Below are 20,395 nucleotides of genomic sequence, written 5' to 3'. Positions count from 1 at the left end.
ATAACTAGTAAGATAATTCGCTATTGATTAGGATGGATGTCTTACAGGAACCCATAGGGAGAGCAGCGAGTGAGTGAATTGACCCCCGGCTTTATTGTCGCGCACGGACATCGGCTGGAAGACTTAACCGATGTGGCGGTTACATTCACCCAAAATTACCCGCTGGCGCCGCTGGAGCAGGAAACCGTGCTGGTGCAAAGTAACGGTATTGCCCAGTGGCTGAAAATTAATTTAGCCCAGGCCAATGGCATTGCCGCCATGATAGACGTCACCCTGCCGGCGCGTTTTCAGTGGAAAGCCTACCGCTCAGTGCTGGGCAATGATATTCCCAAAACCTCTCCTTTTGATAAAGACCGTCTGACCTGGCGACTAATGCGTCTGCTGCCCGAACTGATTGAGCATAATCCGCATTTTGCACCGCTCAAGCACTACACTTCCGATGACGCCGACGGCCGTAAGCTGTATCAGCTCAGTGGCCGTTTGGCCGACTTATTTGATCAGTACGCCGTGTACCGGGCTGACTGGCTGGATAACTGGGTAAAAAGTCAGGATGTACTCGAGCAGAATCAGCCGGTTGAACCGGAACAGTTATGGCAGCCGGAGCTGTGGCGGGCGGTCAGTAACGATATTGGCATAGACGACTACTGGAACAACCGTGCAGAGCTGCATCAGCGCTTTATTGATACCGCCAAGGCGTTAACTGAGCGCCCGGCAGGGTTGCCGCCACGGGTGGTGGTGTTTGGTATTTCCTCGCTGCCGCAGCAAATGCTGCAGGTGCTGGATGCCATTAAAGGCTATACCCAAATTCTGTTGTGCGTACATAACCCCTCGCAGTACCACTGGGCCGATATTGTCGACGGCAAAGAAGCTCTGCGGCAGGCGGTGCAAGCATCCTCGCGATTAAAGCATAAACCCGAACTGCCGGATGCCCCCGACGATGACGAACTGCATCAGCTGGCGAATCCGCTGCTGGCGTCCTGGGGTAAGCAGGGGCGCGACTATATTCGTCTGCTGGATCTCTACGACGAAACCCTGGCCAAGCAGGAAGCTTTTAATACCATTAAGCTGGAGCTTTTTGAGCCTCATTCAACGGGCCATTTACTAGCGCAGCTGCAGGACGATATTTTAAACCTGCGGCCGGTGCATGAAACCCGTGAACTTTGGCCGACGCCGGCTGCCACCGATAAGTCACTGCAGTTTCATGTGTGCCACAGCCCGCAGCGCGAGTTAGAAGTGCTGCACGACCAACTGCTGGATGCCTTTGCCAATGACCCGGACTTAAAGCCGCGCGATATTATGGTCATGCTGCCGGATGTGAACACTTACGCACCCTATATTGATGCGGTATTTGGCCGTTACCACAACCGCTTTGGCGAACGTGACCCGCGCGCGATTCCTTACACCATTGCCGATCAGGGCGAGCGTCATCAGCGGCCGTTAATGATTGCACTGGAGTTACTGTTGCAGGTGGATCAGCTGCGTTTTACCCAGACCGATTTATTCAATTTACTGTCGGTGCCGGCGGTGCAGCAACGCTTTGGTATTGGCGATGACGACTTACCGCAACTGAAACGCTGGGTAAAAGAGGCTGGTGCGCGTTGGGGATTAAGTGCGCAGCAACGCTCGCAGTTCTATATGCCCGAAGCGGAAGAAACCAACAGCTGGTGGTTTGGCTTAAAACGCATGATAGCCGGTTATGCCATGGGCGAGTTGGCGGAAAAGGAGTCCTCAGGCGATAGCCCCTGGGCCAACGTTGAGCCCTATGCCGAAGTCGCCGGGTTAAGTGCTGCACTGGTCGGTTGTCTGGCCGATGTGGTGCGCACACTGGAACAGTGGTGGCAACGTGCGCAGGGTGAACCGACGCTGCCGCAGTGGATTGCTCAGGGAGAGTGGCTACTTGAACGATTTTTCCAGGCGGAAGAAGATAGTGATCGCTTACTTCTGGCTAAGTTAGGTGATGAGCTTTATCAATTGCGCGATATTTGTCTGGAAGCGGACAACGAGTCGTTGCTGCGCTTACCCATATTTAAAGACGCCTGGCTGGAGCGTGTGGATCAGCAAAACCTGAATCAGCGCTTTTTAGCTGGCGCGGTCAACTTCGCCACCTTAATGCCCATGCGCGCCATTCCGTTTAAATACGTGTGCGTGCTGGGTATGAACGAAAGTGATTACCCTCGTTCGGTGCCGCGGGTGGACTTTGATTTAATGACTGACCGTTATCGGCCCGGTGACCGTTCCCGTCGCGACGATGACCGTTACTTGTTTTTAGAAGCCATGCTGTCGGCGCGTGACTGTTTTTACCTGAGCTGGGTCGGTTACAGCGCGAAAGACAACAGTGAACGCACCCCATCAGTGCTGGTGGCGCAACTGCGTGACCATCTGCAGCAGGGCTGGGGTGTGGATATTAAACAGTGGACCATTGAGCATAAGTTGCAGCCGTTTAATTCTGCGTATTTTACGTCTGATGCTGATGACCAGCCCTATTTCACCTACGCCAGCGAGTGGGCGCAGGCGCATCGGGGGTCGGTTACTTCGGAAAAGTCGTCGGCAAAGTCGTCGGAATTAGCCGGGTATGACGAGCTGGAACGCACACTGAGTATTACCGACATTAAACGCTTTATTGAAGAGCCCGCGCGGCTGTATTTCAACTGGAAACTGGATACTTATTTCAGCCGTAACAGCGAAGACCTGGATGACAGCGAAGCCTTTGTTATGGATAACCTGCAAAGCTGGGCATTAACCTCCCGGTTGATTGAGTCCGGCAAGCGCGCGCTTTCATTCGCTGGAGGCACAGCCGGCGGTGGCATTGAAGCCGCGCTGATAAAAGAGCTGAACCGCATTAAGCGCGAAGGCGCGTTAGGCATTGGCGCAATTTCCGAACAAAACACCCTGCAGTTACTGGAGCAGACACAGGACATACTCGACGTTTACCAACAGAGCGTAGCGGGCTATTCCGGCGTGAATGAGTTTCCGGTCGAAGTGGGTTTTGAGCATGCCGGGCTGGTTATTGATGACACGGTGACCGGCTTGCACACCAACGAAAACGGCGAACGTCTGTGGGTCGTTACTTCGGCAAGTAACATTGCCGCCAAAAATGGCAAAGGCATTAATGGTGGTGGCTGGAAACATGCCAGTGCTTATTACCTCGGTTTGTTATTGCTGAATTTGCAGCAGCCCACGCGCTTGTTAATTGTGTCCAAAGGCGGATGCCAGTTGCAGGTTGCCCCGGTGCCGGCGGAATTAGCAATACAACAATTAGAGCAAATTCTGGAATTGGTAGCTCTGTCGGCACAGCAGCCACAGCCCATGCATTTAGACGTTGCTATGACCTGGTTAAGCTCGCTGGATAAAAAGGAAAATGACGAATCGCTGGCGCACGAAGCTGCCCTTCAGGCGTATGAAGAAGGTGGCTTTAACGCCGCTGCGCTGCTGACCTCCAGCGATTATTGCGGCCGGGTAGCGGAAGACTATAGTGCTATTCAAACATCGCCGCACTTTCGGCGTTTTATTAACGAGCTCTATGACCCCATGCGCTTAACCTTAGTACCGGAGGGGCAATTGTGAGCCACTTACTGTCAAACCCTCTCGACTTTCCGCTGAACAGCAGTCGCTTAATTGAGGCCAGTGCCGGTACCGGTAAAACCTACACCATTGCTGCCTTGTATGTGCGCCTGGTGATTGGGCATGGCGTTCAGAATGAGGAAAAGAACGAACAAGAAAACACCAGCTTTGGGCGTGAACTGGTGCCGAAAAATATTCTGGTCATGACCTTTACCAAAGCCGCCACCGAAGAGCTCAGCGACCGTATTCGGGCGCGGTTAGCCGAAGCGGCCGCCTATTTTCGTGATCCGGATGCAGTTGAAGGTGACCCGTTTTTAGCCAGCCTGCGCGACGACTGCGTAGCGCAGGAACAGAACCTGATGCATCTTGCGCGGCTGCTGGACTTAGCGTCGCAGTCCATGGACGAAGCTGCCGTAAAAACTATCCACGGCTGGTGTCAGTCCATGCTGAAAGAGCACGCCTTTGCCAGCGGCAGCTTGTTCAGTCAGAACGTCGAAACCGAAAACGAAGAGCTGCGGTTGCAGGCCGCCGAAGACTATTTCAGACGTTTCATTTATCCGGCCGATGCCGAGCTCAGCGCCCGGCTGCTGGAAGACTTTAAGTCACCCGAGGCATTACTGGGCTTAACCCACAGCCTGAGTAAAAGCGCTAAAGCACCGGTCAGCGGTGATCTGCATGCCTTACTGAGTGACGCTGAAAACGCGCATAAAGCGCGAATGGCCGTTATAAAGCAGGAAATTGCGCCTATTGTGCAGGATATAGTCGATAAAACCTCACAAGCCAAGGGCGCAGCCACCAAACTCAAGCAATTTCAGAAATTTGCCGACTGGTGCGCCGACCCAGACATGGTGGAGCCCGATGCCACCGCTGCCAACTGGAAAAATATTGGCGCCGATGAGCTGCAAAAATTCGCAGAAGCTAAGCTGGGCGGTATGGTTGACAACTGGGCAATATTAGGCCAACTGCAGGAACGCATTAAGCAAAGCAAAGTGCAGCAGCAGGAAGAACTGGCCAAAGTAAAACAACATGCGGCGTTCTGGGTCAGCCGCCGTTTTGCCGAACTGCAAAATCAGCGCGCCGAAATGGGTCATGACGATATGCTCACGCGGTTGCGTGATGCGCTTAAAGGCCCCAGTGGTGAAGCTTTAGCGGCGGCCATTCGCAAACAATACCCCATTGCCATGGTGGACGAATTTCAGGACACCGACCCGGTTCAATACGAGATTTTTAATCGTATTTATCACTTGGCCGAGCCCCATGAAGGCACTGGCGTTTTCCTGATTGGTGACCCCAAACAGGCTATTTACAGCTTCCGTAACGCTGATATTCACACCTATTTGAAAGCCCGGCGCGATACCGAAGGCCGGCATTATAATCTGGCGAAAAACTTCCGCTCGTCGCAGGCCATGGTGGATGGCGTTAATGCCTTGTTTGAGCGCGCCGAAGAACTGCCGCGCGGGGCTTTTCTGTTTAAAACGGAGCAGACTAACGAGCTGCCGTTTAACCGGGTAGAAGCCAACGGATTAAAGAAAACCTTTAAGCATTGCCTGCTTTCCAGCAACCTGAAAACCGCCCCGGCACTGCTGTGGTCGGTATCGGGTGAAGAAAAGCGCAACAAAGACACCTTCTTCCGGGCGGCGGCGAACCATCATGCTAATTTAATTGCCTCGCTGCTGAATGACCCGCAAGCCGGCTATTACAATGAAGACGACAACCTCGAACAGCGGGTCAAAACCAGTGACATAGCGGTACTGGTGAATAACTTCAGTGAAGCCAATGCCATTAAAAAAGCGTTGAGCGATCGCGGCCTGAAAAGTGTGTATTTGTCGGACCGGGAGTCGGTATTTGCGCAGCGCGTGGCCAAAGATCTGCTGACCTTAGTCAGCGCCTGTGCCGAGCCGCGTGACCCGTCGTTAATACGCAGTGCGTTAGGCACTCAGTTACTGGACTTACCCCTGGCTGAGCTGGAGCAGATTCACAGTAATGAGCAGGAATGGGAACGCCGCGTAGGTCAGTTTCTGGATTATCACGATCAGTGGCAGCGACAGGGTGTGCTGGCCATGTTGCACAACCTGCTGCATGAATATCAGGTGCCCGCCAAGCTATTGGCCGATACCATACAGGGCGAGCGGCAATTATCGGACGTGCTGCACCTTGCCGAACTGCTGCAACAGCAAAGTATGGTGCTGGACGGTATTCCGGCGCTGGTGAACCATTTTGCCGAGCAGGTGAACGAGCGACACGGCTTTGGCAGCAACAGCCGCACCCAGAGCGACGAGCAGCAACTGCGCTTAGAAAGTGACGCCGAGCTGATTAAAATTATCACTATTCACAAATCCAAAGGTTTGCAGTACCCGCTGGTGTTTATGCCCTTTGTGGCGTACACCCAGGCGGAAGCCTACCGGATTAGGCCGCCTGCCGTGTATCACGACGAAAACGGCGAGCTGCAAGTGCTGTGGTCAAAAGACGACGACAACAAGCAGCGTTTGAGTGACGAAATACTGGCCGAAGACCTACGTAAAATGTACGTGGCCGTAACCCGTGCCCAGTACGCCACCTTTATTGCGCTGGAAACCGTTAAAGAGCACCGGAATAACCCGTTGTTTTATCTGCTAAACGGCGGCGATTCGTTAACTGATGAGCTTTATAACGAAGTGAGCGAACGCTGGCAGCAAACACCGCATACCCAGTTAACCCGTTTAGAAAGCGACGAACCCCTGGTGCGCGCGCTGGAGCAGGAACAAACCCGGCCCAAACTGAACCCACGACACATGCCGCCGGGCAGGAAACTCGAGCGTTGGTGGGTGGCCAGCTACAGTGCGCTGCAATACTCTGGTTCGACTCAGCCTGGCGCAAGCACCACCAGCGTACCCGCGCCACAATCGCCGGATGAAATGAACCTGCTGGACGAGCGTGACGACGAAGACGAAACACAAATAGCCAGCGCTGCAGAGCCCAGCCCCGACAGCATTCATCACTTACCCAAAGGCGCCGGGCCGGGAACCTTTTTGCATAACTTGCTGGAAGAGTCGGCGAATATTGGCTTTGCACAGGTTGCGGATGATGCCGCCGAACGTACCGGACTGGTGCAGCGGTTTTGTGTCAGCCCGTTCTGGCAGGAGCATGAAACCAGCATAGACCACTGGTTAAACGCTTATTTGCACAACGAGTTCCCCATTAACCGCCAGGGCGACACCATTAGCCTGCAGGCGCTGAAACAATATAAAGCTGAGCCGGAATTCTGGTTTGGTGCCAGTGAGGTTCACGCGCAAAAGCTGGATGCCGTAGTGCGCGAACACATTCTGCCCGGGCATGACCGCCCGGCGCTGGAACCCAATGTGCTGAACGGTATGCTAAAAGGCTTTATCGACTTAGTGTTTGAACACAACGGGCAGTATTACGTGGCGGATTATAAGTCGAACTGGCTGGGCGAAGACGACCACGCCTACACCGAGCAGGCCATGCGCGAAAAAATTCTGCACAGCCGTTATGACTTACAGTATGTGATTTACACCTTAGCGCTGCATCGTTTATTAAAAGCGCGGCTGGGCGAGGCTTATGACTACGACACCCACGTTGGTGGCGCGGTGTATTTGTTTTTACGCGGGCACAGAGCCGAAACCGGCGGAGCGTTTTGTGACCGGCCGTCACGGGCATTAATTGAACAGCTGGATGAGCTGTTTGCTGGAAAGGACTTTTCTAATAAGGAGCCGACATGAGCGACGTGACATCGAACACCTTATTTGATGCCCTGAGCCAGTGGCGCGATACCGGCTGGATACGCTCCATTGATCTCGCCTTTGTTGAATTTTTGCAGCAGGCCGGCGAAGCGCGCGACGAGGTATTATTCGCCGCTGCTTGTGCTTCACACCAGGCCGGGCGCGGACACACCAGCCTTGATATTACGGCGTTGCAAAGCGACCCCGAAACGGTACTGAATTTACCGCCCGAAAACCGCTATTCGCCGGAGTGCTCACCCCCCGGTGCATTGTTACGCCAGTTCGGAGCGGATTTAAACAGCGCCTTAAACGCCTGCTCTTGTGTGGATACCAACGGCAATAGCAACGAGCCATTGGTGTTTAACGACGGCAAGCTTTACTTGCGTCGCTACTGGCAATACGAAACCTTTATTGCCGAAAACCTGCACGCAAGAATGAACGACCGGCCGGTGACCAACGACGACCTGCTAAAAAACACCCTGGCCAAGCTTTTTGATCAGCCTGGCAATGATAAAAGCGAAGATGGTGAAATTAACTGGCAACGGGTGGCTTGTGCCAATACCGTGCGCAACCGCTTTAGCGTGATAACCGGTGGCCCCGGCACCGGTAAAACTTATACCGTAGTGCGGTTGTTAACCGCGTTGCAGCATCAGACATTAACCCTCGGCTTACCGCCATTGCGGGTGTCACTGGCAGCGCCCACGGGTAAAGCCGCGGCGCGACTCACCGAATCCATAGATACCGAATTAGAGACGTTAAAAAATAACCCGCAGCTGGCAAACTTACTACCGGCGCTGGACTCGATAGAGACAGAGGGCAAAACCCTGCACCGGCTGCTGGGCGTAAAGCCAAATTCACGCGCTTTTAAGCACCACGCAGACAACCCACTGCGCACCGACGTAGTAATTGTCGACGAAGCCTCGATGATAGACATTGAAATGATGACCGCGCTGCTAAAAGCCACCCCAAAACACGCGCGGCTGGTGTTAATTGGCGACAAAGATCAGCTAGCCTCGGTAGAAGCCGGAGCCGTGCTGGGTAACCTATGCGCCGGCGCGGACGAAGGCCATTACCACAGCGCAACCGCACAATGGCTGCAGCAAGTTGCCGACACACCCGCCTTGCCCACAGAGCTCATTGACGATAACGGCGAAGAGCGCCTGCAGCATGTTGTAAAATTCCGCAAAAGCTATCGCTTTAAAGGACCCATTGCTGAGCTGGCCAACGCCATTAACCGACAAGATAACGCCGCCGTGCAAAAGGAGCTTCAGAAAGCTAAGGATGCTGAAGGCGAATACCCAATTAATGTGTACGAAGTTAATGGTCTGGATGACTCAGCATTTGTGAGCCTGGTTAAACAAAACCTGACAGCCAGTAGCCTGACGTTACACGTCCGGAACAATACCGAAATCACCACCGACGCCGGCAATATCAACAACATAGCCCACGAAGCTCTGCAAAACCTAAGCAACTTCCAAATTCTGACCGCCCTGCGCGAAGGCCCCTGGGGCATGAAAGCCGTCAACCAAAAAGTCGGCGACATACTCGGCGTAAATGCTAACACCTGGTACGAAGGCCGGCCCGTTATGGTCACCAAAAACGACTACGGCCTCAAACTAAACAACGGCGACATTGGCATTACCTTAAAAGACCCCGAACAAGGCCACCTGCGCGTCGCTTTCCCGGACCAGGCCAATCAGTCTGAAAATAAGGGCGTGCGCTGGGTATTGCCCAGCCGCCTAACCCATATAGAAACCGTGTACGCCATGACCGTACATAAATCCCAAGGCTCCGAATTCAAACACACCGTGATGGTGCTACCCGACCACGACAGCCCTGTGCTAAGCAAAGAGCTGTTGTATACCGGCATTACGCGGGCTAAAGAGCGGTTGAGTTTGGTTAGCAACAAACGATTAAGCTTAGGGGGCGGTAATGCCTAATTTGCACCGAGGCATTTATGATTTACTTCAAACCTCAGCAGTGGAAAATGAGCTTTTCACACAGGACGATAATCTTGTTGCAGAACTCGAGAATTTAAGCCTAGAAAACAGTCATGAGAGGTTAGTTGAAGCGCTTTCGGAGCAGTTGTCTAGGCTACTAGCCGCAGTTGGTGAAGGACAAAAACTCACTGAAAATGAGAAGTTAAGCCAGCAGGTCGAGCTTTTAAATAGTTTACTCCAGCACTCACGCAAACAATTAAAAGAACATAAAGCGGAAGCCATAATTGATGAATTTATATCGCCTCCTAAAGTGCTGCGTTCAGTTTATCGAAGAGGCGAGAAACCAGAACTTCCACAAATAGGGTTAGCTCAGCCGTGGTTGTTTACCGCAGGAAAAGACTCTCCTGCGTTATTACATGAGTTAATTGCAGAGTTATCTTGCAGTGATCATGTCGACATCTTAGTGAGCTTTATCACCGTTTCCGGAGTGCGCAAAATCTATGATGTTTTGAAGCAAATTACTGCGACTGATGCTCAGGGTAATAGCAAAACATCAATTCGAGTATTAACCACAACTTATATTGGCGCTACCGAGAAGAACGCGCTGGATATGTTAGCGCGGCTACCCAATTGCGAAGTTCGCGTCTCATTAGATGGTCGTCGCACTCGATTGCACGCAAAAGCTTGGATGTTTGAACGTAAAACCGGTTTCGGTAGTGCTTATGTCGGCAGCGCGAATTTGTCTGGCGCGGCGTTAATGGGCGGCTTAGAGTGGACTGTTAAATTTACCGAACGCGGGCAACATAACCTTTACTCGCGAGCAAAGGCTCATTTTGAAACATTGTGGGAGGACGGAGAATTCCAGCCGTATGACCCAAATGACATTGAGCATGTAGCGGCATTAAAAGAGGCACTAAGCAGAGAGTCAGGTGGTAGAAATTTGCCTGATCACATAACAACCACGTTTTTTGACATTACGGCTAAACCTTTTCAAGCGGATATTTTAGAACAGCTGGATAATGAACGCGCACATGGACGTTATAAAAATTTACTGGTCGCCGCTACGGGAACCGGCAAGACGGTTATGGCAGCCTTCGATTATCGCCGTATTTGTGAGTATGAAAAAGGACGTCCTCGGTTATTGTTTATTGCCCATAGAGAAGAAATCCTTAGCCAATCTTTGACTACCTACAGGCAAATACTTAAAGACGCAAATTTTGGTGATTTAATGACTGGGCGTCATGACCCTAATCAGTATGATCATCTGTTTGTCACGGTTCAGAGTATTCGGTCTAGAAAACTTTTGGACAGATATCCAGATAGCCACTGGCAAGTGGTGGTGGTTGATGAGTGCCACCACATCGCCGCTCGAAGCTTCGATGAAGTTGTTTCACGAGTCGAGCCTAAATACCTTCTTGGGCTAACGGCGACCCCTGAGCGCGGCGATAATAATAATATTCTGTCCTATTTCGATTGTCGGCCGGACGGTTCACCCTCCGTCCAAATGCGACTTTGGAACGCTGTATATCAGCAATTATTAGCGCCGTTTGAATATTATGCGTGCGATGATGGTCAAGACTATCGGCAGGTTAACTGGACAAACGGTGACGGGCGTAGTGATCTTAGCGATATTCTTTCCGAAAACGATGTTCGCGCCCGAAATGTTGTTAGGGCTTGGGATGAAGTGGTCAATAACATAAGGGATTCACGCGCTCTGGCGTTTTGTGTGGATGTTAATCATGCGCGGTTCATGACTAAAAAGTTTAACGACGCAGGAGTTCCAGCGGCATTAATATATGGCGAAAGCTCGGATGATGAGCGGACGTCTTTGCCAAGAAAACTGGAAAGCAAAGAAATTAATGTTCTAGTTACCGTGGACCTTTACAACGAAGGTGTTGATCTGCCTTTTGTAGATACTCTCTTATTGCTGCGCCCTACTCAAAGTGTCACCTTATTTCAGCAACAAATTGGCAGAGGACTTCGGTTACATCCGGAAAAAGAAAGCTGCTTAGTGCTTGATTTTGTCGGCCAGCACCGCGCCGGATTCCGTTTTGATGTTTTGTACGGAGCAATAACAGGCCTAACGCGAAAAGAAGTTTTTGACGGCGTACAAAATGGCTTCGGAAAGCTACCGAGTGGTTGTTATTTGCAACTTCAAAAAGAGGCGCGTGAATCGATATTGGGGAGTTTGCGCCAAGCAATCAATCAACGATGGGATCAGTTACGTAACGAGCTCAATCATTTCGCTCGTATTAAAGGTAGTAATAACGTCTCATTACCTGAGTTTCTTAATGAGCAGCAACTCGAACTGACAGATATCTATCGTGGGAGCGGTAATAACACAGGGTGGACGAATCTTAAACGTGCGGCCAGTTTAATTGCAGGCGATGCAACTGACGAGGAAGTCTATTTTAGTAAGCGTTTTATCGGTTTGTTGCATATCGATGACCCGGACTATTTGCACTGTATCAAGGAAGCTACTAGCAAAATCGAATCTATTGAATGGAATGACAAAGCGAAGCAGTACGCACTGATGCTGGCATACCAGGTTGACTACCAGAATGAACGTGTGGGTAGTGGAGTCGGTTTTATACATCGCTTGCACAAGGAACCTGAAGCGGCGAAAGAGCTCAATCAGTTAGCGAGCTTGCTGGACGCGAAAACAAATTATGTTTTTGAGCCATTACCTGGGTTAGAAAATACCTTATTAAAACTTCACTCCTCATACCAAATTCGCGAAATACTGACTGCGGTTGGTTTTTTGAATGAGGATGAACGTAAAGTATTTAGAGAGGGAGTGTTGCGCTTTCAGAACCAAAAACTCGAGTTACTTTTCGTTACTTTAGATAAAGCTGATGCTGTGCACGAAGGTGTTGCTTACAACGATTATGCGATCAGTCGAGAAAAGTTTCATTGGCAGTCGCAAAATACAGCATCTCCTCATACCCCGACAGGAAAGCGTTACATTGAGAGCGACACTAATGGCTGGCAGTTCCAATTATTTGTTAGAGAGAACAAGCAGTCTGCTTACAAAGCTTGTGGTCCTGTTAAATTTATCGATAGTCATGGAGAGCGGCCAATGAATATCACCTGGCAGTTGGAGCATAAACTTCCTACGAGGCTTTATCAGGCATTTAATGTGTTGCGGTAAGGGAACCTTCCGCAACATCTAAATTCAGTTAATGCTAATTGCCACCCAACCCAAATAGCACTAACATACCCCCACTACCCAGTAACTTACTGATCTCATGCCCTTTTCCTATCTAAAACTAACTCAAGCACTCACCTGTCTATTATTCCTTTTTACCGTCAGCATCCAGGCTTCCGAACTCTTCACAATGCAATCTAAACTCATTGATGAGGGCATAACCGCGCGAGTTGCATTGCCGGAAAGCTATGGTCATTCCGACAGTTTTGAGTATCCGGTGCTGTTAGTCATGGACGGCTCGACGCAGTTTGAGCATATTGCCGGTAATGTGAATTTTCTCAGTACGTTTTCTATTGTGCCGGAAATGATTGTTGTTGGGGTCAGTGCAAGAAATCGCTTAAAGCGTTTTACTCACACAAAAATGGAAGCTTACGCTGAACGCTCTGGCGGTGCTGAGCAGTACACCCGCTTTTTGCGTGATGAATTCCTGCCTGAGTTAGAGAAGAAGTACAGAGTAGCGCCTTACACTGTGGTTACCGGTCACTCGCTTTCGGGGCTCTACACCAGTTATTTGGCGACGCATCATTCTGATTTTATCAATGCGGCAATATCGGTGAGCCCAAGCCTTTGGTGGGACGATTTTGTACTGATTAAAGAGCTAAAAACCGCGACGCAAAATAGAGAAACACTACCGTCGCGTTGGTTTATCAGTATGGCTAACGAGCCCAACGAAATGGCGGAGAGCTTTGAGCGCGTGTTAGAGGTGCTTAAATCCATGCCGGAATCGCAGCTTGACTGGGAGTCAAAGCGGTTCCCTAATGAAACTCACGACAGCACGCCTTTAATTGGCAACGTTGAAGGGCTTAAATCGATTTTTCGTGGCTTCAATGCGGTGCCGAATATTGAAATTAAATCGCTTAAGCAACTGCAGGAACACTATAGCGCTTATGCAAAAACCGTTGGCCATAATTTCCCTATGTCGGTTCATCAGTACAATGTGTATGGCTTAAAAGCGGCCTATGAAGACAAATTGGAATGGGGCGTGGAAATTCTTGCAAAGGGCGTTGAGGTATTCGACCAGTCCGAAATTCTGTGGGACAGCCTGGCAACGCTGTATTCAATGAATGACGACAATGAAAATGCGCTAAAAGCGTCGAATAAGGCCATTAAGCTGGCGCGTGAGCATGGGTCAAAATACATCAGCGAAATTGAAGCGCAGAATGCGGATTTGGAGGCAGCCGTTAAGTCTATTGATTAGGCCACCTTATGTTTTACAACATCAACTCTTAGTGTTTGTTCTTCGTATTTCGGTCGTAGAACAAACCCGAGTTGGCCCAGACACTTAAGTAAACGGTCAGAACGAAATTTTTCTATACGCCCGTTAACTAGATCGCTTACTTGTGGCTGAGTAAGACCTAGCTGCTTGCTTGCCACTTTTTGCGGCCATTCTTTTTCAGCAATGATATTTCTCAAAACGAGCATTAAGTCAGAGCGGGTTTGCAGCTCTAAAGCTTCTTCCGGCTTGTCTTCTAAGCCAACGGAAAATATATTGTCGTATTTTAAACTCATAGTGTGGGACTCTTTTACTGATGAAGATGGGTAAATTTTATATCTCTACTGATATATTTGCAATTGCTAAATTTTAATGCTTAATTTACTTCTTAGTTCTAGTAGCCGACCTTTTAAAGTGGTCATCGCCTTTCTATCTGTTTTCTCAGAGGTTTTTGTCCAAGAGTGTAAGATATAAACGGTGTTATTAAATTTTGCGCAATATACGACGCGATAAGCTGGTTTGCCATTTATGGAAAGCTGAGTTATTTGAGAAAAAGCCCCTTTTAAAACTTTTGAACGGACAGCATCACCTTCACGGTAGCTTTCTGGAGTGAGATCGCCCTGATCACCAGCAATAACGTTCAACGAATCAGAAAAGCGTTTTCTCTTTTCGACGGGGAGCTCCAAAAACTCCTTTTTTGCTTGCTTATTAATAAATGCGAATTGCTTAGCCATGCCTAAAACCCAGTCGATTTGTAAAGAGGCTAATACTAGAGGTGGATTTTGGAAGTCTCTATCAGAAAAGTCGTTTAATCCATGTCATCTATTTAGGGCAAGTTTGAATTAAACCTGCCGTAACACATCCAAAATACCTTGGTCTTTCGCTTTTTCTTTTGGTGATACATCAAAAGAGTCGTTGGCTTTTACGCGACTCTGCCAGTGCTTTACAAAATCCATAGGCTCATCCGGGTCTATTTGCTGAGATTCCGGCGTATAGGTTTTGTGCAAACTGGTTTTGGAAATTTGAAAGCTCATTGCACTACGTTGCTGATTGGTAATGACGCCGGCATCAAACAGCTGGCTGGCCAGTTCACTCATATCGTTGGGCGAAATCTGGCGCGGATTAAAGGTCTCAGTTATTGCTATGGGAATGCCCGACTGCTTGTCATTATTGCCTTCTTCGGCCTGGCGGCGCATAGCATCTTCAAAAAGCTGGTCGCGGGCTGCCATTAAACTTTCCAGCTTGTCTTTTTCTTCTCTATTCAGGTTTTCTTTACTTTCCAGCTCTTCTATCTTTTTCTCAATTTCTTCGAGCTGTTCGGTATCAACACCCATGCGGTTCAGCAATATGCTGCGATAGGCTTGGTCTATCAGCGATTCTCTGTCTTCGCCCGGAGCTGTGTCTTTGCTGACAGGCTCTTTAGCTTTGTCATTTTGCGTTGCTATTGTTACTGGATAACTCGCGTTATTACTGACGGGGTTAATGTCCATTTCTTTCTCCTCACCAAAAGTTGCCGCCAAGTGGCAAAGGCTTGCCTGTTTAAAACGCAATTAGTGCTTTTGATCAGGAAGTAGCAATGAGTGTGCCAGCTTTCAGTCAGTGGCAGGCACGCTAAAGCTGCGCGATATTCCCGAGAGTGAAATTGAGCTGGCGAAAGCTGCTATGAAGCTTAATTACGAGCAACAAAAGCAGCGGGTTTATTGAATTGTTAAAGCCGTCGCTCCATCAAGCCTGCTGGTAAGGTTTAGCTTGGGGTTTCAAGCGTTTTACATTTTCAGCTTCTTGTTCGTATGCCCGGTGACGCACGTCCCAGATTTCGACGGCGTGCTGAATGTTTAACCAAAACTCCGGGGTGTTACCCAAAGCGGCAGCTAATTTAATCGCCATAGGTGCGGTCAAAGCTCCTTTGTCATGAACAATTCGGCTGAGCGTGTTTCTGTGTACTCTCATGGCATCAGCGAGCTCTTTTATTTCAATGTTCATCGGTTCAAGAAACTCGGTTATTAGCATCTGGCCAACGGATACCGGGCGACGTTTTGTGTCTCTCATAATTATCCTTTTTAACTTTGGTAAACGTGTGGATCCAGGTACGTATCTTGGGCGATACCGTTTCCCCAGCGGAAAATAAGTCGATACTGTTTGTTAACCCGGATAGAACAACACCCCGAAAGTTTTCCTTTTAAATATTCGAAGCGATTACCCGGGGGAACCCTTAAATCTGATTCCTGCGTTGCAGCATCTAAAATTTCGAGCTTCCTGAAGAGCGCTCCTTTGATGATCTTTGGTATTTTCTTGTGGCTGATATTATCTTCGTAGAATCGCTCTAGCCAGTCGTCCCTGAATTTTACAGCCATGGTTCACTGATCACTTTGCATTTATCTTATGCACAACAGCGTTGTGCGTCAAGTTGGTGTAGTTATACTAAATTTGAGCTCTTAAACTATCAATTGGTAAGGCATTGATATAAATGTCTTACATTGGCGGTATTAAAACTGGGCAAACCGACAAAAATTTGTTTTGCTGTGGTTATAGAAAAACAAACTAAGACATTTTGCTATGCTCCAACGCCGCTCAGGGAAAACCACAAGTTTTAATGCCGCCACACCCAACAGCGATGCTCAGCGCGACAGAGCGCGTATTATTCATTCGTCGGCGTTTCGGCGCTTGCAGGCCAAGACTCAGGTGCTGGGCGTGGGCGAAAGTGATTTTTACCGCACGCGGTTAACGCATTCGATGGAGGTGGCACAGATTGGATCGGGCATTTGCGAGAAGTTAAAGCAAAAGTATGCCGATAACGACGCTATTTCGACGCAGATACCGTCCTACTTCCAAATTGAAGCCATTTCTCTGGCGCACGATATTGGTCACCCTCCGTTCGGGCATGGTGGCGAAGTGGCGTTGAATTACCACATGTATAATGATGGTGGCTTTGAAGGTAACGGGCAGACGCTGCGCATTATTTCAAAGCTGGGGGAGTATTCCGACCACGATGGTCTGGATTTAACTCGTCGCACATTACTGGGCGTGCTCAAGTATCCGGTTCTGCATAGCGAAGTTAGTACTCGCTCACTTTCAGTTAAAGACCATTTAAGCGCTTTTAAGCCACCAAAGTCTATTCATGACGATGAACAGGACGTGCTGGACTGGGTACTGGAACCGCTAACCGCCAAAGACAAAGCGACTTTTCGCTCCACTAAATCAAAAGACGGCAAAACCAAAGCGCAATATAAAGCTTTTGATACCTCAATTATGGAACTGGCAGACGACATTTCCTACGGCATACACGATTTGGAAGACTCTCTGGCGCTGAACCTGGTTACAGAGAGGCAATGGCGCGAAGATGTTCTGAACAAGGTGCTAAAAGACAGCATTATTGCCAAAAATGCCGAGTTCTATACCGAAAAGCTGTTTTCAGGCGAAAGTAAACCACGTAAGCACGCCATTAGCCTGCTGATTGGTCATTTTGTGCCCTGCATTGAGGTGGTTGAGCAACAGATATTTGAATCGCCCTGGCTGGATCTGCAGGCCCGCTTACCTGAGCATATTGAACATACCCTGCAGGTGTTAAAAGACTTTGTGTTTAAGCATGTTATTCGCAGTTCGTCGGTGCAGGTGCTGGAGTACAAAGGTCAGATGATGATTCTGAAGTTATTTCAGGTATTGAGCGAGAACCCGGAACGATTGCTGCCTGAATCCACTTTGAGACAATACAAAAACTCAGACAACCCCAAACGCGTTATTTGCGACTATATATCGGGCATGACCGACAATTACGCGACTAAGCTTTATAGTAAGTTATTCAGCCCCGATACAGGTTCGGTGTTCGATAAGGTCTAAATTTGGCCTTTATTTGGACTTTCACTGTTTACCGTCTACAATTTTAAATCCAACGCAATAGGGTTCAGATAATGTATCAAACTAAACAATCACGCATTACAACGGTTTCAGAATTTAAAAAAGAACTGGCCTCAATGAATGTTGAGGAGCCTGTTATCGTCACCCAGAATGGGGAGCCGCTCTATGTGGTTCAGGACCCTGCTCAGTATGAAATGCAGCAAGAACAAATGGCTTTTATGAAGTTAATGTCATTTGCGGAAAAAGACCGGGAAGCTGGGCGGACTTTATCTTCAGGTCAGCTCCGTTCTACGCTTGATAGAGCGCTGACGAATGAAGGTAATTAGTATTGAATACACTGAAACATTCGAACGTCAAGTTAGCGCCTATAGTCAATACTTGGCGAGGTATGTTGGTACGTCGCAGGCAAGAAGTTTAATATTTAGCTTTATAGAGACTCTTGAAAAAAGAGTTACCCAGTACCCCGAGAGCAGCCCGCTTTGCGAAGAAGCATCTGACTTAGGTTTCACCAATTATCGTGATTTTATTTTGCCTGCCCAGCAATTAAGAGCCATTTATCGGCTTGAAGACGAAAAAGCCTACATGATGCTTTTTATAAAATCTCGTCAAAGTATTAGAGAGGCACTGGTGCAATATTGTTTGCGGATTGAATAATGAGAATGACTTTAGCCGCTTAAATCAAGGATAGGCCGGAGTTGGTTCATTGACAGAAGACTGCGGTGGTTACTCGCACAAATGAAAAAAAGGGCGCCAAAAAGGCGCCCTCGCTTTAGTGACTACCAATTAACGGCTTATTCCCATTCTACTAATAAGTCGACGCCTGAATAGTTAGTATAACCTTTTATACTGACGTACCAGCGGTCTTCTGCCGGGTTGTCGATATCACAGCTTTCGTTGTTACCTGAAAGATAAGGACGGCACTCGTAGTTAGCCTCTGTAGGCTGGCTACCCTGACGAACGTACAGGTCAGCGTCGCCGCTACCACCAGACATTGTCACGTTAAGTGACGACATGCCTGCAGGAAGGTCGACATAATAGTGCGACCATTCGTTACTGGAGCCAGACAAGTCAGTCGCTGAGGCAGATCCGCCTTCGCCACCACCGCCAGAACTTGGTTCAGTAAACGAACCGGTTAAGTCGACGCCCGAGAAGCTTGAGTAAGCGTTAAGCATAACGTGATAAGTACCGGCTTGTACGTCAGAGATAGTACAAGTTTCGGTATTACCGCTCTCGTAAGGGCGGCAATCATAGCTTGACGTAGTTGGTTGAGAACCGAAACGGACATAAAGGTCAGCATCACCTGAACCACCGTTGGTGCTGAAGCTAAGGTCCGTTGCACCGGCAGGCACATCCAGAGTGTAGTACAGTGAATCGCCAGTTGTGGTCGACAGATTGCTTACGGTCTGACCGTTAGTCAGCTCGTTGCCTGTTGGTGGCTCTGGGTCTCCACCGCCGCCTGAACCGTCACAGCCGTTAGCATCAATGTAATCAACGGCGTCTTTGGCTTGCGCTAAGCCATAACCGAATTTAACGTCACGACCAGCAGCACCTAAGTCCTCGGCTGTTTCATTCAGCACGCCGCGAATTTCTTGCGCGCTACAAGTTGGATGATGTGACCAGACCAAGGCCGCAACACCAGCAACGTGTGGTGATGCCATTGACGTACCGCTCAATGAACTGTAGTTGCCCTGGCTGCCTGTACCTTCAGGATAGGTTGAAAAAACGTCAACACCTGGACCGGCAATTTCAACCTGGCTGTTTTTCTGCGAGAAAGACGCCAGTTGTTTACTGTCATCAATGGCAGCGACTGACACAACGGCGTTATAAGAAGCCGGATACGACAGTGCATCAGTATCGCTATAGGCTGAACCGTCATTACCGGCTGCTGCAATAAGCAAAACGCCGTCGTTATAAAGGTTTTGCATAGCGTTGGCTTCGGTCTGGTTTGAACCACCACCACCTAAGCTCATGTTAACCACATCGGCACCGTTGTCGGCACAAGTTTCAATGGCTGAAACCAGTGAAGATGAGTAGCCCCAGCCGTTCGAGTTAAAGACTTTTACAATGTGAAGGTTCGGGTTACTACCAATAACGCCGCGAACGCCTAAGCCGTTATCTAAAGCGGCAATGGTTCCGGCTACGTGTGTGCCGTGCGGACCGCCGTTGTCGTACCAGTTGCCAGTACCGCTGTCGTTCGTACCATTAATGGTACCGCCCCGGATTCCCATATCTTCATGCGGAAGCTCAATACCCGAGTCGATAACACAGATTTTTTTACCGCCGGCAGCGGCTGCTGCCACGCTGTCGTCAACTAAGTCAGCCTGTACCTGGCTAATGCCGTAAGGTACGTTCTGAGCCATGAAACGGCGCTTGTGGTCAATTTCTACGTATTCAATGTTAGGGTTTTTCTCAAGACGTTTTTTCTGTTTTGCACTAAGCTCAGCTGCAACTGCCAGGTTGTGACGCATGCTGACTTTAACTTTACCACCTGCTTTTTTTACCGCGTTATTTGCCCGAGATATTGCAAGTTCGGAACGACCTCTCTGGTTGTTCTGGAAAACCGCGTTACCATTATTTTTAAATTTTATGATGTAACGCTGAGGCGCTGAGCTTTCTACTTGCTCTTGTGGCTTTAGCAAAGAGTGCGCTTGAGAATGATCGGGAGGTTTTGCAAAAGCAGAAGATACTGATACTGCCAAAGCCGTCAGAGTAAGATATTTGAGTTGTTTCATAACTGAGTAATCTCTTTTTGTTTTTATTTAAGACTGTAGAAAAGTCTTTTAAAGAAGGCAGCAGGGGATACGGCGCTTGGCTGCGGGAAATAACGTTCTTTGACGTCATTTGTTGCATTTAATAACAATTTTTAACAAATTTAAAGGGAGGAAGTGTAAAGAAAGCT

14 protein-coding genes are annotated in these 20,395 nt (G+C 49.0%); 8 read left to right on the top strand and 6 right to left on the bottom strand.

Features of this window, described 5'->3' with window-relative positions; all coding sequences use genetic code 11:
- Positions 1-69: 69 nt before the first annotated feature.
- The 5 genes from recC (at position 70) to L8G48_RS09670 (ending at position 13,626) form a co-directional block, all read left to right on the top strand.
- The gene (gene recC / locus L8G48_RS09690) at positions 70-3,564 is read left to right on the top strand and encodes an exodeoxyribonuclease V subunit gamma (RefSeq protein WP_248264408.1); all 3,495 of its coding nucleotides are present in this window, start codon (positions 70-72) and stop codon (positions 3,562-3,564) included.
- Positions 3,561-7,280, top strand: coding sequence for an exodeoxyribonuclease V subunit beta (gene recB / locus L8G48_RS09685; RefSeq protein ID WP_248264407.1), 3,720 nt, complete (start codon positions 3,561-3,563; stop codon positions 7,278-7,280). Before recC ends, recB begins: the two co-directional genes overlap by 4 nt.
- Positions 7,277-9,220, top strand: coding sequence for an exodeoxyribonuclease V subunit alpha (gene recD, locus L8G48_RS09680; RefSeq protein ID WP_248264406.1), 1,944 nt, complete (start codon positions 7,277-7,279; stop codon positions 9,218-9,220). Before recB ends, recD begins: the two co-directional genes overlap by 4 nt.
- Positions 9,213-12,371, top strand: coding sequence for a DUF3427 domain-containing protein (locus L8G48_RS09675; protein ID WP_248264405.1), 3,159 nt, complete (start codon positions 9,213-9,215; stop codon positions 12,369-12,371). Before recD ends, L8G48_RS09675 begins: the two co-directional genes overlap by 8 nt.
- Positions 12,372-12,558: 187 nt before the next feature.
- Positions 12,559-13,626: an alpha/beta hydrolase gene (locus tag L8G48_RS09670; RefSeq protein ID WP_248264404.1), complete on the top strand. Its 1,068-nt coding sequence runs from the start codon at positions 12,559-12,561 to the stop codon at positions 13,624-13,626.
- On the opposite strand, the gene L8G48_RS09665 is transcribed toward L8G48_RS09670, so the two are convergent.
- From L8G48_RS09665 to L8G48_RS09645, 5 genes are all read right to left on the bottom strand, one after another.
- A complete protein-coding gene (locus L8G48_RS09665; RefSeq protein WP_248264403.1) occupies positions 13,623-13,937 on the bottom strand; it encodes a helix-turn-helix domain-containing protein in 315 nt (104 codons plus the stop codon). The genes L8G48_RS09670 and L8G48_RS09665 overlap by 4 nt on opposite strands.
- A 66-nt stretch (positions 13,938-14,003) precedes the next feature.
- Complete coding sequence (locus L8G48_RS09660; RefSeq protein WP_248264402.1) at positions 14,004-14,375, bottom strand: type II toxin-antitoxin system RelE/ParE family toxin; 372 nt, start codon at positions 14,373-14,375, stop codon at positions 14,004-14,006.
- Between the two features lie 108 nt (positions 14,376-14,483).
- Complete coding sequence (locus tag L8G48_RS09655) at positions 14,484-15,131, bottom strand: hypothetical protein (RefSeq protein ID WP_248264401.1); 648 nt, start codon at positions 15,129-15,131, stop codon at positions 14,484-14,486.
- A gap of 235 nt (positions 15,132-15,366) precedes the next feature.
- A complete protein-coding gene (locus tag L8G48_RS09650; RefSeq protein WP_248264400.1) occupies positions 15,367-15,690 on the bottom strand; it encodes a HigA family addiction module antitoxin in 324 nt (107 codons plus the stop codon).
- 11 nt (positions 15,691-15,701) lie between these two features.
- A complete protein-coding gene (locus tag L8G48_RS09645) occupies positions 15,702-15,995 on the bottom strand; it encodes a type II toxin-antitoxin system RelE/ParE family toxin (protein WP_248264399.1) in 294 nt (97 codons plus the stop codon).
- Positions 15,996-16,197: 202 nt separating this feature from the next.
- On the opposite strand from L8G48_RS09645, the gene L8G48_RS09640 reads away from it, so the two are divergent.
- The 3 genes from L8G48_RS09640 to L8G48_RS09630 all read left to right on the top strand — a co-directional run bounded on the left by L8G48_RS09640 (position 16,198) and on the right by L8G48_RS09630 (position 18,150).
- Positions 16,198-17,478, top strand: a complete 1,281-nt coding sequence (locus tag L8G48_RS09640) for an anti-phage deoxyguanosine triphosphatase (protein ID WP_248264398.1) — start codon at positions 16,198-16,200, stop codon at positions 17,476-17,478.
- A 71-nt stretch (positions 17,479-17,549) separates the two neighbouring features.
- Positions 17,550-17,822, top strand: a complete 273-nt coding sequence (locus tag L8G48_RS09635; protein ID WP_248264397.1) for a type II toxin-antitoxin system Phd/YefM family antitoxin — start codon at positions 17,550-17,552, stop codon at positions 17,820-17,822.
- A complete protein-coding gene (locus L8G48_RS09630) occupies positions 17,809-18,150 on the top strand; it encodes a hypothetical protein (RefSeq protein WP_248264396.1) in 342 nt (113 codons plus the stop codon). The genes L8G48_RS09635 and L8G48_RS09630 overlap by 14 nt, the downstream gene beginning before the upstream one ends.
- A gap of 137 nt (positions 18,151-18,287) precedes the next feature.
- Here the strand turns inward: L8G48_RS09630 and L8G48_RS09625 are convergent, their stop codons facing one another.
- On the bottom strand, positions 18,288-20,228 hold the full coding sequence (locus tag L8G48_RS09625) for a S8 family serine peptidase (protein WP_282444816.1): 1,941 nt from the start codon (positions 20,226-20,228) through the stop codon (positions 18,288-18,290).
- Positions 20,229-20,395: the final 167 nt, after the last annotated feature.

Origin of the sequence: Idiomarina aminovorans (assembly GCF_023155095.1) — a bacterium.
GTDB classification, from domain to species: Bacteria; Pseudomonadota; Gammaproteobacteria; order Enterobacterales; family Alteromonadaceae; genus Idiomarina; species Idiomarina aminovorans.
This window is presented reverse-complemented; position numbering and strand designations above follow the sequence as displayed.

Excerpts from the sequence above, each read along its gene's own strand:
- L8G48_RS09665 (WP_248264403.1), bottom strand. The coding sequence starts at position 13,937 with ATGAGTTTAAAATACGACAATATATTTTCCGTTGGCTTAGAAGACAAG.
- L8G48_RS09660 (WP_248264402.1), bottom strand. The coding sequence starts at position 14,375 with ATGGCTAAGCAATTCGCATTTATTAATAAGCAAGCAAAAAAGGAGTTT.
- L8G48_RS09645 (WP_248264399.1), bottom strand. The coding sequence starts at position 15,995 with ATGGCTGTAAAATTCAGGGACGACTGGCTAGAGCGATTCTACGAAGAT.
- L8G48_RS09630 (WP_248264396.1), top strand. The coding sequence starts at position 17,809 with ATGAAGGTAATTAGTATTGAATACACTGAAACATTCGAACGTCAAGTT.
- L8G48_RS09655 (WP_248264401.1), bottom strand. The coding sequence starts at position 15,131 with ATGGACATTAACCCCGTCAGTAATAACGCGAGTTATCCAGTAACAATA.
- L8G48_RS09640 (WP_248264398.1), top strand. The coding sequence starts at position 16,198 with ATGCTCCAACGCCGCTCAGGGAAAACCACAAGTTTTAATGCCGCCACA.
- L8G48_RS09625 (WP_282444816.1), bottom strand. The coding sequence starts at position 20,228 with ATGAAACAACTCAAATATCTTACTCTGACGGCTTTGGCAGTATCAGTA.
- L8G48_RS09650 (WP_248264400.1), bottom strand. The coding sequence starts at position 15,690 with ATGAGAGACACAAAACGTCGCCCGGTATCCGTTGGCCAGATGCTAATA.
- L8G48_RS09675 (WP_248264405.1), top strand. The coding sequence starts at position 9,213 with ATGCCTAATTTGCACCGAGGCATTTATGATTTACTTCAAACCTCAGCA.
- L8G48_RS09635 (WP_248264397.1), top strand. The coding sequence starts at position 17,550 with ATGTATCAAACTAAACAATCACGCATTACAACGGTTTCAGAATTTAAA.
- L8G48_RS09670 (WP_248264404.1), top strand. The coding sequence starts at position 12,559 with ATGCAATCTAAACTCATTGATGAGGGCATAACCGCGCGAGTTGCATTG.
- recD (WP_248264406.1), top strand. The coding sequence starts at position 7,277 with ATGAGCGACGTGACATCGAACACCTTATTTGATGCCCTGAGCCAGTGG.